Origin of the sequence: Chamaesiphon sp. OTE_8_metabat_110 (genome assembly GCF_031382685.1) — a bacterium.
Lineage (GTDB): Bacteria > Cyanobacteriota > Cyanobacteriia > Cyanobacteriales > Chamaesiphonaceae > Chamaesiphon.
Map to the genome: position 1 here is coordinate 1 of NZ_JANMZA010000585.1, position 15,078 is coordinate 15,078.

General features: G+C 46.9%; 11 protein-coding genes and 1 pseudogene. 7 read left to right on the top strand and 5 right to left on the bottom strand.

The features are described 5' to 3' along the window. Nucleotides 1-451 (bottom strand): annotated as a pseudogene (locus RMO52_RS21130) (CTP synthase); the annotation flags it as partial. A gap of 302 nt (nt 452-753) precedes the next feature. Between RMO52_RS21130 and RMO52_RS21135 the strand changes: the two are divergent. Beyond that, nucleotides 754-981, top strand: a complete 228-nt coding sequence (locus tag RMO52_RS21135; protein WP_310418239.1) for a hypothetical protein — start codon at nt 754-756, stop codon at nt 979-981. Beyond that, nucleotides 974-1,402, top strand: coding sequence for a hypothetical protein (locus RMO52_RS21140; protein WP_310418242.1), 429 nt, complete (start codon nt 974-976; stop codon nt 1,400-1,402). The genes RMO52_RS21135 and RMO52_RS21140 overlap by 8 nt, the downstream gene beginning before the upstream one ends. Before the next feature lie 63 nt (nt 1,403-1,465). Here RMO52_RS21140 and RMO52_RS21145 read toward each other — a convergent pair whose 3' ends face one another. Both RMO52_RS21145 and RMO52_RS21150 read right to left on the bottom strand, forming a co-directional pair. Next, on the bottom strand, nt 1,466-2,161 hold the full coding sequence (locus RMO52_RS21145) for a Uma2 family endonuclease (RefSeq protein WP_310418245.1): 696 nt from the start codon (nt 2,159-2,161) through the stop codon (nt 1,466-1,468). Between the two features lie 51 nt (nt 2,162-2,212). Next, entirely contained in the window at nt 2,213-2,944 is a 732-nt protein-coding gene (locus tag RMO52_RS21150; protein WP_310418247.1) for an HAD family hydrolase, read from the bottom strand. Nucleotides 2,945-3,191: 247 nt separating this feature from the next. On the opposite strand from RMO52_RS21150, the gene lpxC reads away from it, so the two are divergent. From lpxC to lpxB (RMO52_RS21175), 5 genes are all read left to right on the top strand, one after another. Further along, nucleotides 3,192-4,013, top strand: a complete 822-nt coding sequence (gene lpxC / locus RMO52_RS21155) for a UDP-3-O-acyl-N-acetylglucosamine deacetylase (RefSeq protein ID WP_310418249.1) — start codon at nt 3,192-3,194, stop codon at nt 4,011-4,013. Nucleotides 4,014-4,063: 50 nt separating this feature from the next. Beyond that, complete coding sequence (fabZ, locus tag RMO52_RS21160) at nt 4,064-4,588, top strand: 3-hydroxyacyl-ACP dehydratase FabZ (RefSeq protein WP_310418252.1); 525 nt, start codon at nt 4,064-4,066, stop codon at nt 4,586-4,588. Between the two features lie 319 nt (nt 4,589-4,907). Further along, nucleotides 4,908-5,750, top strand: a complete 843-nt coding sequence (lpxA, locus tag RMO52_RS21165) for an acyl-ACP--UDP-N-acetylglucosamine O-acyltransferase (RefSeq protein ID WP_310418255.1) — start codon at nt 4,908-4,910, stop codon at nt 5,748-5,750. 208 nt (nt 5,751-5,958) lie between these two features. Continuing rightward, nucleotides 5,959-7,116, top strand: a complete 1,158-nt coding sequence (gene lpxB / locus RMO52_RS21170; RefSeq protein ID WP_310418258.1) for a lipid-A-disaccharide synthase — start codon at nt 5,959-5,961, stop codon at nt 7,114-7,116. Nucleotides 7,117-7,638: 522 nt separating this feature from the next. Beyond that, nucleotides 7,639-8,796 carry a lipid-A-disaccharide synthase gene (gene lpxB, locus RMO52_RS21175; RefSeq protein WP_310418261.1) on the top strand — a complete coding sequence of 386 codons (1,158 nt, stop codon included), beginning with the start codon at nt 7,639-7,641 and terminating at the stop codon, nt 8,794-8,796. A 167-nt stretch (nt 8,797-8,963) separates the two neighbouring features. Here lpxB (RMO52_RS21175) and RMO52_RS21180 read toward each other — a convergent pair whose 3' ends face one another. Further along, nucleotides 8,964-11,855 (bottom strand): hypothetical protein, encoded by a 2,892-nt coding sequence (locus tag RMO52_RS21180; RefSeq protein WP_310418264.1) that lies wholly within the window; start codon nt 11,853-11,855, stop codon nt 8,964-8,966. 111 nt (nt 11,856-11,966) lie between these two features. Further along, on the bottom strand, nt 11,967-15,078 hold a 3,112-nt coding region (locus tag RMO52_RS21185; protein ID WP_310418266.1), incomplete at its 5' end, for a hypothetical protein.

Below are 15,078 nucleotides of genomic sequence, written 5' to 3' on the forward strand. Positions count from 1 at the left end.
ATTCGATATCGCCGACAGTACCACCGATCTCCGTAATTACCACATCGGGATTAGTATCTTTAGCGACTCGATCGATTCGTTCTTTGATCTCGTTGGTAATATGCGGAATCACCTGAACTGTGCCGCCATTGTAGTCGCCACGACGTTCTTTATTAATCACCGCTTGATAGATCGAACCCGTAGTGACGCTATTGAGCCGCGACATCGATGTATCGGTAAATCGCTCGTAGTGCCCCAAGTCTAAGTCTGTTTCGGCTCCATCTTTGGTGACGAATACTTCCCCATGCTGATAGGGACTCATCGTACCCGGATCGACGTTGATATAAGGATCGAGTTTGAGGATCGAGACTGAATAGTTGCGCGATTTGAGCAATCGCCCTAAGCTGGCGGCGACAATGCCCTTGCCAATACTCGAAACTACGCCACCAGTGACGAATACAAACTTAGTCATTGTTTTTGGTTTTCTCTACTTACGCGATTACTATCGTAGACGGCAAGCCGTGCGACTAGATCATTGTAGACCAATCGTAGTCAATTGCTTCGTGCTACGCAGCGAGCCAACGATTGAAATCGTGGCTGATGATGCGAAGTCCGCCTACGCGGACTCAACCATTATTAGTCCGTGTAAGCTTACTGCGCTTCATGTGCGGCGGTTTCTAACCGCTGAGGTTATGACTAGCATCAAATTTATCGCTTGACAGCAATCGATCGTCTAAGTCATGCTAACAATGTAACTAGTGTAAGTTCCGCTCCATGCCAATAGCCAACGAGACAGACGGACATCAAGACTTTTTTGACTCGATCGATCGTGACGATAAGTTTGCAAATAAAGACTTGGCAAAACTAGAAGCGTGTGAAGATGCCATTGACACAGCACAACTGAAACAAGCAATGGCTGAGAGTACGGGATTTGTCACTGCGGTAGAGTTATTGGCAATGCGATCGATTCTTCCAGGAGAGGCGATCGCCAACGATGACTGAACTATTATTTATCTTAGTTTTTATTACTTTCGTTCCTTTTTTGGTGGCGCAGGTCGTGCCGAACAGAAAGTTTTTATTGGCTTACTTTATAGCCGTTAGTGCGACAATCATATCAATTTTACGTGAAATAGTTCAATCTATGGCTCGAACTGTTGCGGAGGGAAAAGACTTACCAGGACACGGAATTGGCGAGGGTTTAGTACTAATCCTAATTTGTGTATTTGCGGTTAGTGGCATCAGTGGCATGATTAGCAAAGCTATATTCCTTCATTTCAAGACGCGATCTATTGTCGTGTCAAAAGAGTTTAAGTTTACAGTCGGTATTATTGTAACGATGGTTTTGACTTTTATCATACCTAGCTCTATTCTGTACGGGCTGACGTATATCGAGCAACAGCAGAAACTAGAAAAAATACATTAGATTGTAGATTGGGTAGAGTGAGGCGAAACCCAACCTACAATCTAAATACCGATGCTCTTAAAATTATTCACTTACTTGTGATAACTGCTGCATGAACTTATCATGCTCCGCTGCTGCCAAACCTGCTTGTAATACTGCCAAAACCTGCACCATATTTCCGGCAAGTAAATCCTCCACAGCCAGCCACAATCCTGGAAATACGCGACTGCGAATCGTCCCATCGGCATCTATGGGTAAAGAGATATATTCCCCTTCTTGCCAGCAAAACCAATCAACTTTGCGATCGAATACTTGCCAGACGATATATTCAGGGATACCATTGCGACGGTAAGCGCGTTTCTTGTCACCCAGATCGATCGCAGCACTACTAGCGGCGATTTCTACTACCAATTCTGGTACCCCTTCAATGTAATCATCCTCACTCACCCGCGATCGACCGCCGCATTGTTCTTCAATTAACAATACTGCATCTGGCTGCGGTTCGTTATCTGAGTCTAGACGTACCGTTGGCGCATCCCCCAGTGCTACCCCAGGAGTTGCAACGGTATAATTTCCCAGCCATGTTAGCAGACTAGCATGGGGTTGTCCGTGACTTCTAAAGCGCAGTGCAGCGGCAGCCATATAGACAACTCCTTCGATTAGTTCGGCTTTCTTATTTTGGGGCATCGGATCGTAGCGACGCTCGAATTCATAGCGAGTGAGTCTGTCGCCATTTTCTAGCGGTGGGATAAGCCGAGACTGGAAGGGTGTTTTAACCATTGCGGTTGCTGGGTTAAGAGTGTACGAGACGTATCTCAATTATAGGAGCGATTACTGGCTAATTTGTAACTGGGACAATTGCTCGATCGTGAGATCCGCCATCCCGATCGGCTGCATCGATCGACCCCAGGAGATGCCGATACAGCCTGCTGCACCGCCTTGAGAACCCATCATCATATCCCAGGTACTGTCACCAATCATCAGGGTTTGGGCGGGCTTGACGCCGAGTTCTTGACAGGCGAAGTGAAAGAGGCGCGGATCGGGCTTGGCGAACTGGAGATCGGAGCCTAAGAGTACCTGAAAATAAGGCTGTAACTTGTGATAGTGAGCAAATTTGACGACTTGGCTAGTCGTGGCGGCGGAGACGATGCCTAATTTTAGCCCCGCACTCGATAACGACTCGATCGCGGATTGACAGCCGGGAAACATGGCATTTGGCGTAGATTCCATGACTCGATCGACTTCATCGAATGCTCCTTTGACAATCTCCAATGCCGCACTCCAGCTTCGCCCTGTTTCGGCGATATATGCCGCTGCGGCAATTTCATTTTCGTAGCGGCTTCCTACAGCTTGCAATCCGGCGGGATCTAGGCCTCGCTCGGTGACACCAAATGCCATCAGCAGCGGTTCGCCGACACCAGGGATTTGGGCATCGATCAGACGTGCACGCTTTTGGGAGAGGTTGCGGAGGTAGTTGCCAGAGTCTTCGAGGGTGCCATCTTTATCAAAAATAATAGCTTGAATATCTGTGAATTTGTGGTTCAGGCATTCGATCGAAATCATGGGTAGTGGATAGTGGATAGTGGATAGTGGATAGTGGATAGTGGATCGGTGGTTGAGAAGGGAGTAGTTTTCCATAATTATCCTGCATCTGTCTCCTCCGGGACGATCGACTTGAGGCTTAGATTGCCACTCGATTCCACAATCTCGATCTAGAATACTATCCGTCAAAAGTATTAAAACTAGAGCGATCGTGCCATAATTAACACCGCTCGACTCTTGAGTTTCGACACCTTTACCCAATCGTGTAATGTCTATCTCGAAAATTTGTGAAGTTCGGGGGGTCGGATTGCATTCTGGCGTGACTACCTCCGTCAAAATTATGCCGACAGATCCTGGCAAAGGTCGTTATTTCGTGCGCGTCGATCTGCCCAATGCGCCGGAGATTCCCGCGCATATTAGCAGTGTCAGTCAAACTACCTTGTCTACAGAGCTGAGTGCTAACGGGGCATCCGTGCGAACTGTCGAACATCTGCTCGCCGCTTTAGCCGCACTGGGCATCGAGGACGCCCGGATCGAAATCGATGGCGCAGAATTGCCCCTGCTAGATGGCTCGGCTGGAGTTTGGGTCGCCGAACTCACTCGATCGCGAGCCAACCCATTAGCGGTCGATTTAGCTACCGCTGGCGTGCTGACCGAACCCGTGTGGATCTACCAAGAAGATCTGTTTGTGGCGGCGGTGCCTTCACCAGTACTGCGGTTTACCTATGGTATCGATTTTGACGTGGCCCCGATCGGCAATCAGTGGCACAGTTGGCAACCAGGTAAAGATGACTTTATCACTCAGGTTGCGCCCGCGCGTACCTTCGGATTGGCACATCAGATCGATCGATTGCGATCGGCAGGTTTGATTAAAGGTGGTACTTTGGAAAACGCCCTCGTCTGCGATGAAGATCGATGGTTAAATCCCCCACTGCGATTCCCCAATGAGCCATCCCGTCACAAATTATTAGACTTAATTGGCGATTTGAGTCTGCTGGGCAAATTTCCCCAGGCGCACTTTATCGCCTACAAAGCCAGCCATCAATTACATGTCCAATTGGCAAAAAGGCTACATGAAATGGGATATTAGAACAGTGAACAGTCATCAACGCACCACCAATAACTAAACTATTAGGTCTAATGTCCACCACCCTCCATCGATCTCAAGATCCGATTACCGCTGTCGCCGAAGCCGTGTCTCTAGAAAAATCAGCATCAGAGCCAGTTAAAACTACCTTTAATATCCAAGAAATTCAAAAGCTGCTACCCCATCGTTATCCATTTGCCTTGGTCGATAAAATTATCGATTATGTACCGGGCGAGAAGGCGGTTGGATTGAAAAATGTCACTTTTAACGAGCCGTTTTTTCAGGGTCACTTTCCGGGGCATCCACTGATGCCAGGGGTGATGATCGTGGAAGCAATGGCACAAGTAGGTGGAATTGTCCTGACTCAACTGCCAGAATATAATGAAGGGTTATTTGTATTTAGAGGCATCGATGGCGTCAAATTTCGCCAGCAAGTAGTGCCTGGAGACCAATTAATCATGACAGTGGAACTCCAAGCGTTCAAACGTCGTCGATTTGCCAAGATGCACGCTCGCGCTGAAGTTGACGGTCAATTAGTCACTGCTGGAGACTTGACGTTTGCTTTGGTAGAAATTTGATTGCAACGTTGTCGATGGCGATCCACCGCAACCGAATGTATCAGCCGCTTTCAAGTGTGGGCATAATAGTGAGTAAGGAACTAGTCTACTGGTAATAACCGACTTACGACAGCCTAACTGCGAACGGGCTTGTACTATCGCCGCTATAGATAGTGTCCCCACATCGTCCGATTGTGAGATAGGAAATGGCATCAGCAACCAACCCATCTCAGTCCCTACGATAAATTGGGTTCTCCATCCGAATCGGCGCAGCCGACATGAGGCGAACGAAAATGCCAAGCATCCGACCGCGACAACCCGACTGTAGGAAAATGACAAGATGGCTGGAGTAGCAATGTTAATGACACGAATTCATCCTACCGCTGTGGTGCATCCCAGCGCGGAACTCGATCCAACTGTGCAGATCGGCCCCTACGCAATTATTGGCGAAAATGTCACGATTGGTGCGGGGACTACAGTGGGTGCCCATGCCATCATTGAGGGGCCGACGATAATTGGCGTAGGCAATCAGATTTTTCCAGGCGCGGCGATCGGGTTAGAAAGTCAGGATTTAAAATATAAAGGTGGCGAAACCTGGGTCAAAATCGGCAACTACAACCGGATTCGGGAATACGTCACGATCAACCGCGCGACAGGCATCGGTGAAGCGACGACAATTGGCGACCGCAATCTATTAATGGCATATGTCCACGTCGCCCACAACTGCACGATCGAAGATAATGTCAAAATTGCCAATGCAACATCCTTGGCTGGCGATGTCTACGTCGAATCCGAAGCGGTAATCAGCGGCGTTCTGGGTATCCATCAATTCGTTCGCGTGGGTAGGTTATCGATGATTGGCGGCATGACTAGAGTGCAGCGAGACGTACCCCCATTTACGATCGTCGAAGGGACTCCCGCTCGCGTACGTTCGCTCAACTTTGTCGGTTTGGAGCGCTCTGGCTACGCACCTGAAGAAATTGCCATTCTCAAAAAAGCATTTCGCACGATTTATTACTCTCACAAAACGATCGCTCAAGCACTAGACGACTTAGATTTATTTGCAGGCTATGAAAGCATCCAACACTTCCAACGCTTCCTGAGACTATCGATCGATGGTAAAAAGGATCATCAGCGGCGAGGCCCGATTCCTGGTAAGTCGATCGATAATAAAAGCGATTGATCTAGAGGGTAGAGGGTAGGGATGAAAAGTCTAATTGCTGCGTTTTAAGATCTAAATCCCCCAACCCCCTTGGAAAGGGGGCTTTTAAAGTCCCCCTTCCCAAGGGGGATTTAGGGGGATTTGCCCACTATGAACGGAGCAATTAGACTTTTCAAACATCTTCTACCCCCCTCTCTCATCTACCCTCTACCCTCTACCCTCTCTTCCTGTGAAAACCATCTTCATTAGCACTGGAGACGTATCTGGCGATCTTCAGGGTGCCTTACTCGTCACCGCACTCAAGCAGTTAGCCGCAAGCTTGGGTATCGACTTGAAGATCGTCGCGCTCGGAGGCAGTAAAATGGCCGCAGCAGGCGCGGAAATCATCGCCGACACTACTTTTATCAGTTCGATCGGTGTTTGGGAAGCACGAGCCTATTTGCGCCCCTCAATCCAAGCACGAAATCTAGCCAAACAGTATCTAAAAGCCACTCCGCCCGATGCGCTGATCCTTATCGACTATGTAGATCCTAATATTAGTATCGGTACATACGCCAAGAGTTTATTTCCAAATCTCCAAATAGACTTTTATATTGCTCCTCAAGATTGGGTCTGGCCGAGACAACATAAAAGAGCTAAACTAATCGTTAGTTTTATTAATGAAATCTTCTCAGTCTTCCCGATCGAAGCCCAGTATTTTACCGAGCAGGGAGCTAAAGCAACATTCGTCGGGCATCCTTTAGTCGATCGAGTCGCAGCTCTTAGCAGCCGCGAAATCGCGCGTGACAAGTTGGGAATTATCGATGGTGAAGTAGCCATTGCCTTGATTCCAGCTTCCCGCCAGCAAGAACTAACTTATATTCTCCCCGACATTTTTGCAGCCGCTCGTCAAATTCAGGATCGATTACCCGATGTGCGGTTTTGGATTCCGCTAGCTCGCCCAGATTTTGTGGCAGAGATCGAGAGTCAGATTCAAGCGTATCAAATTAACGCAACTTTAGTCACAGAAAATGCCGATCTCGTACTATCGGCAGCAGATTTAGCGATTACTAAATGCGGTACAGTTAGCCTCGAATTGGCGTTACTAAATGTGCCTCAAGTCGTGGTTTATAAAGTCAGTAAAGTAACAGCTTGGATTGCGAAACATGTGGTGAAGTTTTCGATTCCATTTATGTCGCCACCCAATTTAGTGGAAATGAAACCGATCGTGCCAGAATTATTGCAAGATGAAGCTACTCCAGATCGGATTGCTAGTGAAAGTCTCGAACTAATTTTAAATCCCGAACGCCGCGATCGGATGTTAGCTGATTATACTCAGATGCGATCGGCTCTGGGCGATCCTGGTGTCTGCGATCGTGTCGCTGCGGAAATTTTAGCCAAACTGTAGATGTGGGACTGGGGGATGGGAGAGTGCCTGGAGACTGGAAGTCTCAGCTCATGATGCAAAGTCCGCCTGTCTTGAAAAGGTGCTCTACTTGCGGCGTTTTTATTCGGGGGTTCCCCCCGAATAAGAAAACGACAAGACAGGGGAAACCCCAAGACCGCACTTTTCGCTTCGCGGACTAGTATCTTAGTCCGCGAAGGCGGACTTTGTAATGCTAGCCCTACTCGCGAAGCGTATCCGTTAGGATGGTTTCAATCGGCGGCGGGCTAGAGCGAAGCCAATATCCTTAACCCAAACTAACGTTACTTATTCCATTGCCCCCTATCCCCTACCCTACTGTGTATACACAAGTTATTTGATTTGCTGCATAGCCCCTTTACCCCACCCCAGCCCTCCCCTTATAAAGGGGAGGGAGCGAAAGCCCCCCCTTTATAAGGGGGGGTTGGGGGGGTAAGCCAGCGAAAACGAAGTCTAGCCGACCGATACCCTCTACCCCCTACCCTCTACCCTCTACCCTCTCTTCCCGTGAAAACCATCTTTATCAGTACAGGAGAAGTATCTGGCGATCTTCAAGGTGCCTTGCTCGTCACCGCACTTAGGCGACTAGCCGATAAACTAGGAATTGACCTAGAGATTGTCGCGCTCGGTGGTCGTAAAATGGCAGCAGCCGGGGCAAAAATCATCGCCGATACTACGGGAATTAGTTCGATGGGGATGTGGGAAGCGCTGGCTTATCTGCGACCATCATGGCAAGTCCGCAGCCTTGCTAAAAAGTATTTAAAAACCACACCGCCTGATGTAGTTATCTTAATTGATTATATAGTTTCTAATATCGAACTCGGTAATTATATCAGTCAGCAATTAACTAATATCCCAATTTTTTATTATATTGCGCCACAAGAATGGGTTTGGTCGATCGGGAATAAAAAGAGCGATGCCATTGTTAAATTTACTAATAAAATCTTTGCAATCTTCCCTGAAGAAGCGAAATATTATGCCGATCGCGGCGCAAAAGTCAAGTTTGTCGGACATCCATTAATCGATCGGGTTGCGACTCTATCCAGTCGGGATATTGCCCGCGATAAATTAGGAATTGCTGACGAAGAAGTAGCCATAGCCCTGATTCCAGCTTCCCGCCGCCAAGAATTAAAATATTTGTTACCCGCTATCTTTGGAGCCGCGCAACAACTTCAGGCAAAATTACCCAACGTGAGGTTTTGGATTCCGCTCTCCCGCGATGAGTTTCGATCGGAGATTGAATGTGCGATCGACTCATATCAAATTAAAGCGACTCTCATTACCCAAAATGCCGATTTAGTTTTATCAGCAGCAGATTTAGCAATTACTAAATGCGGTACCGTTAGCTTAGAATTAGCACTATTAAATATTCCGCAAGTCGTCATCTATCGAGTGAGTAGAGTAACTGCTTGGCTGGCTAAAAATGTCTTCAAATTTGCGATTCCCTACATATCGCCACCCAATCTCGTGGAAATGAGATCGATCGTGCCAGAATTGATGCAGGATGATGCTAATCCCGATCGGATTACAGCAGCAAGTCTCGAACTAATTTTAAATCGAGAATGTCGCGATCGGATGTTAGCTGATTATCGTCAAATGCGGATGGCTTTGGGTGAGTCGGGTGTGTGCGATCGAGTCGCTGCGGAGATTTTAGCTAATATTTAGAATATTGATGAGAAAAAACTGACTTCTAAAACCCACTAATCCTCTCGTTGCCTAGCCCACAATACTAAACGATTTACATTTAACAAGCAAAAGCCGCCCAATATATTGGGCGGCTTTGTTTAAAGATCTGGGCAGCTAAATTTTAGCTGCCACAGCTACTCAATATTCTATTTGCGGACGATCCGGACAGTTGGGGAAACGTTCCAAACCAATGGCACAGTGCGTTTAGTCACTGTGATGTCGCCCCCTGTTTCGGCTGGATCTACGCCATAGCTCTTGGTGATTGTAGCATTTGATGCGGTATCTGATAGGCGCAGAGGATTTGAGTAAACTGCATCTACCCTGAACGGAGCTAACGCATTTGCCGCACTTTCTCCAATGGTCGCTTTGAAAACGATCTCAACAGTTGCACCTGGGGGAATCGTGAAAGGTCCCCAAGTTGGTACCGTCGATCCTGCTGTAGGATTGGCAGTAGTAGAGCCAGTAGCTGAAGTAGTTCCACTATTGAGGTTGATACTGTCTGTACTTGTGTAGGTAAGACCTGTTGGTAATGGAATGTTAAGCATAACCCCTGTCGCGCCACCACTTGAGGCTGGATTTGTGACTGTAACTGTGTAGCCAAACGTAGTGCCAGGTGCTGCACTTTTCGTAGTAGTCGAAACCTTTATCTCCAAATTTGATGGCGAGCAAGCAGTTTGAGCATTTAAATCGGCAAAACGATCGTCGCTATTAGAAAAACGAACGACTTGCCCAGAAGATCCTGCTGTAGCTCCATTTGAGTTCTGAGTTTTAGCACCTAACGTGGAGAGAAGTACCGTGTTGGTAGCATCTTTGAGTGTCGTTGAAGGTGAACGATCGTCGGTAAGTCCACTTGCTCCGCCAGTAACAACGGGAGTGATGGTAGCACTAGAAGTAACGTTATAAAGTACGATACCGCCAGCACCGCCACCACCTGGCCCGTGAGGTTCCTGACCTTGGTCATAAACGTAGCCATCTGGACTGTATCCGTTGCCATTGGTTTGGCTTAAGGCATTAGTAACTGGAGAATTTTTATAATTATAGAAAGCATCTTGCTCTGTGCTACCACCTGCGCCGCCTTTAGCTTCGATCGTAATACTAGCTGTCGTAGGATTTCGTGATTGAATCAACACGGTTCCCCCAGCACCACCACCGCCAGCACCATCAGGATTGGTGCCTTGTGCGCCCCGCTCTCCCTTCGCTCCATTGGCGTAGATAATTGCAGAAGTGGTGCTAGTATTCACGATCGTCCCGGCACGAAGCATGACAATTCCGCCACCAGCACCACCAGGAACACCTTGCATAGCGTGGTTTGCTTCACCACCACCACCACCACCACCCATGAATACTTTCATCGGTGTAGGAGTATTTAATAGTGAAGAAGAGCCAGGACGACCGCCAGCATCTTTGATGAGACTAGTATATCCAGAACCTGTAAATCCATAACCGATCGAACCTTGTCCGCCATTGCCGCCATTACCACCACCTCCACCACCAGAGTTGTGACCGTTACCGCCACCACCTGCATTGGCGGGGGCACCTCTACCCGTATCTCCACCGGGATAACCTTCAGCCTTGTTGTCGATAAAATCACCAGTCCATCGAGGAGCCAAGGTGCCACTCTCGGTACCATCTAGCACTTTAGTCGATACAAACCTCGGTGTACCAGCAACGCCTTCTCCTTTACCCGACCCCAAAGTTCTCTGCGTTGTAACTGTGGTTGGAGACTTATCTGAATTGAGAAGTACATTTTGTGAAGAATCCATACCATATACATTTGTCCTGGCCACAAAACCTTCTTGGGCAGCAATCAGATAATTGTTTTTGAGACCAAATCCACCCCGAAAGCCTGCCTCATTCACCGAGAGCCGCTGACCGTTTAGATCGAAAGTTCCAAATGTATCGACAGCCAAGATGCCGCCAACATTACCATCCCAAGGTGATGCAAACATTGTGCCTTGAATTGTTGCACTGGCATATTGAGGGACACGAACTACTTGGAATCTTTTCTGCCCGCTATTTGTGGTAGCAGCCGCACTTGTATAGGTATTGATTAGTGGTTTTCTCAAGGTTAAATTCACATTTCCACTGGCAGCTAAAACTGTAGAATCCGCAATAGCATATTCATACAGACCACTACTACCCATACTGGTTTGTCCACTGCCTTGATTGACAATATCTCCAGATCCGTATGCAGCACTCTCAGCAGTACTGATACTTGCATCTTGCATTTGAACGATCAAGACTAAATCGCCTGGTTTGATATCTTGAGCAGCACCCTTAGCCGCACCGGACGCAATTGCAATGGTTCTCGATTCTGCGGCTACAGTTTGCAACGTCGGTTTAAAGTATGTATTAACGATGCCAGTCAGATTTACACCAAGACCTTGACCACCTGGAATGGCACACATAGGTGGCTCATAAGTAATAGGGGTACGTGCGATCGATAAAGACGGTGTTGGTGGAATTGGTTTGAGCGTAACATCATCTTCCGTACCGCTCACAGAAGCCGTAGTTGTGGTTAGTGTTCCGCCAGTAGCAGAGCCATAAGAATCAACTCGAAGGCTCGACATTGAATATGGGGTCGTTGATGGGGTCGCTGATGCGGTCGCTGCGAAAATAAACTCGATACTACCACCGTTTGGAATTGTGATGTTATCCCAGACTAATGTGTTCGCTCCTGCCACTGGCTTATTAGTATATGCGGCATCGGTAAATTTATCTGCGGTACCAAACTTTACAGCTTTTTTTTGGAGCGTAGTGAGGTGTTTACTATATGTAAAACCTGTAGGTAAAACGTTAGTCACTTTTACCCTGTAGGCAGGAGAGCTAGTTGTATTGCTAACCTTAATCCGATAGACAACTTCACTGCTAGCAGGGATCAGTGGTGTTCTCGTCCTAGCTGTGACAGTTAGCGTAGGACCTGCCTGTGCCATCACTGATGTTGCCAAAGGTAACACTGATGTAGCAGCGAAGACGATTCCGGTCAAAATGTGCGCGTATTTAGCGATGACAGAACTAGGAATGTTTGAGTATTTCATATTTTTAGGAGTTGTCGGGGTTTAGTAAATTAATAATAAAGATATCGTCGCTCATCAAAGATATCTTTATAGTTTTTGTCTGCCTGCGATCCACATCACAGATCCAAAAAATTAGTATTTACGACTAAAGTTTTTTTGTTGGATGTACGATGCTTTTGGAGTTAGTGGAGGCATTTTATCGACACTGTTAAAGTTGGGGTCATATCTAAAACTCCGAAACGGAATATTGTAATAAGAGGCTGGAACAAATGTCGATCCACTGCCTGACGATGCCTCACCACCTGGTTTGAAACGACCGCTATATTCTAATGGGGCACCAAGACTGATCATCGATCCCATATAGTTGAGGGTATAGGGAGTACCAGCATTGTTCCAGTCCTCTAGCAGCCGGATATAGTTATTGACACCCCCACTGTATTTATTGTTTGCTGTGCTGCTAGCGTCGTAACCTCTCCCAGTACCAAGATTTCCATTACTCACATCAGTATTTGACAAGAAAGCAGCATTGATGACCATTGGTTTAGTCACGAGATTGGCTCCACCTCCAGTTTCACCAATGCCGCAGTTTAACTGACCAGCAGGTATTCCCAAAGTAGGAGCTGTCGGATTGATACAGTCATTTGATAAGACGGTAATTGTGTCCGCAATAATGGATGCAGACTGTCGAGTATCGCTGGGATCATTAGCGGTCAAGTCAGGAATAACAGGTTGAGATCCATCTAACATCCTGTTCCTTTTGGTTCCATCTGACATTCTAATAGTGTTATTGTTGAAATCTCCCTGAATATAGATGGCTTGATCGCTACTCAAAAGTAAGTTATTTGGTAAATAATCTCCACCAGTAAAAGCAAAGGCATACGGACTTTTTGGGGTACCTGTAACGCCAGGATATCTTCGGAAATAATCAATAGTCGTAGTCGTAGTCACTCCATCAACAGTTTTCGTTTCCTCAATGGGCTTGGTGGTATCTTTTGTAATTTCAGTGGTTGTGTCGATCGATCCATTCCCATTTAAGTCATCGTTAACAGAGGCATGAACGACCAAACCGCCCTCAGTTGAATCGATCGAACCTAAACCTAGAGTCTGTAAACCTTTAGCTGTGATTGCTGGGACTGCTGCGGCAATATTGGCGGCGGTAGCTCGATCGAATGCTAGTCCGTTAGTCGAATAGCTAGCAGTGGTTGCGTCATTAAAAGCATTGTTTCGATCGGTCTCACTTGCAGCATAAGCAGACGTCAAAGCATTACTGTCATTGACATACAACCCATCTCGATTCCAGACAGCTAAACTAGCAATATTAGTTTGGAGTACCGAGATCCATCGCCGCTCGCGACCATCATAAAATCCACTAGGGGGGCTAGCAGCAGTAGTGCCATTAGTATTAGTTTTGATTACCTGTTGAATTGGCGCAGGCAAGAACCACGCACCCCGAAGTGCTGCAATTTCATTTGGTGAGACGTTTAAAAGGTCGCGTTTATCATCCTGATTATCCTGTTGGGCAGAAGTTAAGGTACCCGATACTGGTACTACAAATAAGCGATCGAGCAGACGACTAAATTCAGCTCTAAAAGCCGCCAAGGTAAGATCGTAACCTGGATTGGAGGGAGTAAGATAACGTGCATCATTGAACGAAATCCCAAGTCTATCTACCGAAATCGGAGCTGGTGTAGACACTAGTGCAACTTGGAGAGCGCGCAGAATTTTACTTTTATTGTCATCTGTATTATTTAAACCACGCAAACCGGGTGCAGTTGGTAATGTCGCTGGTCTACCTAAAATTGTGCTTTCAGTACCACGAGGAGGACTGGGAACTGCGGTGGTTGGTGCTGTGTCTCGAAGAGTAGTATCAGGCTGATTGATATTAGTCAGCACCATTACAGGCTGACGGAGGCTTTGAAGTTGACCTTTGGTTAACTTATTACACTTGAGCGCGCTCCGTCCTTCCCGCTTTGGATCGACGTAATTTGCGTCAGGATCGTTACTTCCAGTTGGTGCGGTAGTCGAGCAAGCACCAGATCCAGTAGTTGTCATCGCCGTAAAATTGAACGGAATTACACTGAACGGAATCGTTTCTGTACGGCCACGATTGGGTACAAAGTCCAGCCGCATATCAGCTTTGGCAAAATATTCTCCGATCTCAACCTTGTCCGTCCGATAACTACGCTTTCTAGTGAAACTAGATGGTGGAGTCTTCAGCTTGCTGATACCAGCCTGTAATTTTTTCTCAAACGTATCAATTTGAGTGCTAGTCAGAGGATCTGTGTTGCTGGCACTATAATCGGGGATGTCTTTACAGATGTTAGTTGAGGAGGGGCTAGGTGCAGGAAGTGGGAATACGTCATTACCCGGACAACTAGTGCCTGTCAATAAAAGCCTGGTAATTCCTGTCCGAGGGGATCCAGGTGTGGCTCCCGGTGTCCAGGCATCGACTCTGTTATAGATACTGCCCACTGCCGACACTTTAGACAAAAATGTCGTCAGAGACTTGCTTGCAGGACTGGGTTCTCCGGCTGGTTGGACGTAGATATTAGCATTGGAGTGTACCCAACCTTCGACTTGCATTGGCGATGTTGAGTTAAACTCTAGATCGCCATTGTAAAAAATTGCAAATTGAAATAGAGATATGACCCTATTTGTAAAAGTCATTGACAGGTCTACGTTGGCACTGCTGTTGGCTGCATTGCCTGCTGGTGTCGTTTCTGAATTAGCGGGCTTTTTCGCAGTTGCTTCTAATACATACTTGTATTCCAAGGCATTTAGCCCCCCATAATCTTCCGTTGATGGAATTGCGATCGTTTGGGGAGCGTATTTTTTAATCAACGTATAAGCCATATAATTATTCTGGACTGCATCTTCATCTGTAAGAAGCCCTGTTACAGGGTCTCTTTTTTTGCCAGAATTCAAGACAATATTTCCGCCCTCGACGACACGAGAAATATTATTGCTAGATTTAAAACTGTAATTTCTACATCCCAAAGAATTCAGATCCGTTGGTGTAGCTGATAAAGCTTCCTCACTTTCATCACCGAAACAATCAGCTAATGTTTGGCTGACTGATGAAGCGCTGATATCTTTAACTCCCGAATAAGTCTCCAGTTGTTTTCTAAACTCAACTGCTCTTTTATTGAGACCTGATTCAGGAGTTAAAGATATCAGCGCTTCATCAGTCAGCCAAACATTAGCTGATTGTTTCGGTGATGAAAGTGAGGAAGCTTTATCAGCT

Coding starts and splice junctions, on each gene's coding strand:
- RMO52_RS21135 (WP_310418239.1), top strand. CDS start 754: ATGCCAATAGCCAACGAGACAGACGGACATCAAGACTTTTTTGACTCG.
- RMO52_RS21140 (WP_310418242.1), top strand. CDS start 974: ATGACTGAACTATTATTTATCTTAGTTTTTATTACTTTCGTTCCTTTT.
- RMO52_RS21145 (WP_310418245.1), bottom strand. CDS start 2,161: ATGGTTAAAACACCCTTCCAGTCTCGGCTTATCCCACCGCTAGAAAAT.
- RMO52_RS21150 (WP_310418247.1), bottom strand. CDS start 2,944: ATGATTTCGATCGAATGCCTGAACCACAAATTCACAGATATTCAAGCT.
- lpxC (WP_310418249.1), top strand. CDS start 3,192: ATGTCTATCTCGAAAATTTGTGAAGTTCGGGGGGTCGGATTGCATTCT.
- fabZ (WP_310418252.1), top strand. CDS start 4,064: ATGTCCACCACCCTCCATCGATCTCAAGATCCGATTACCGCTGTCGCC.
- lpxA (WP_310418255.1), top strand. CDS start 4,908: ATGGCTGGAGTAGCAATGTTAATGACACGAATTCATCCTACCGCTGTG.
- RMO52_RS21180 (WP_310418264.1), bottom strand. CDS start 11,855: ATGAAATACTCAAACATTCCTAGTTCTGTCATCGCTAAATACGCGCAC.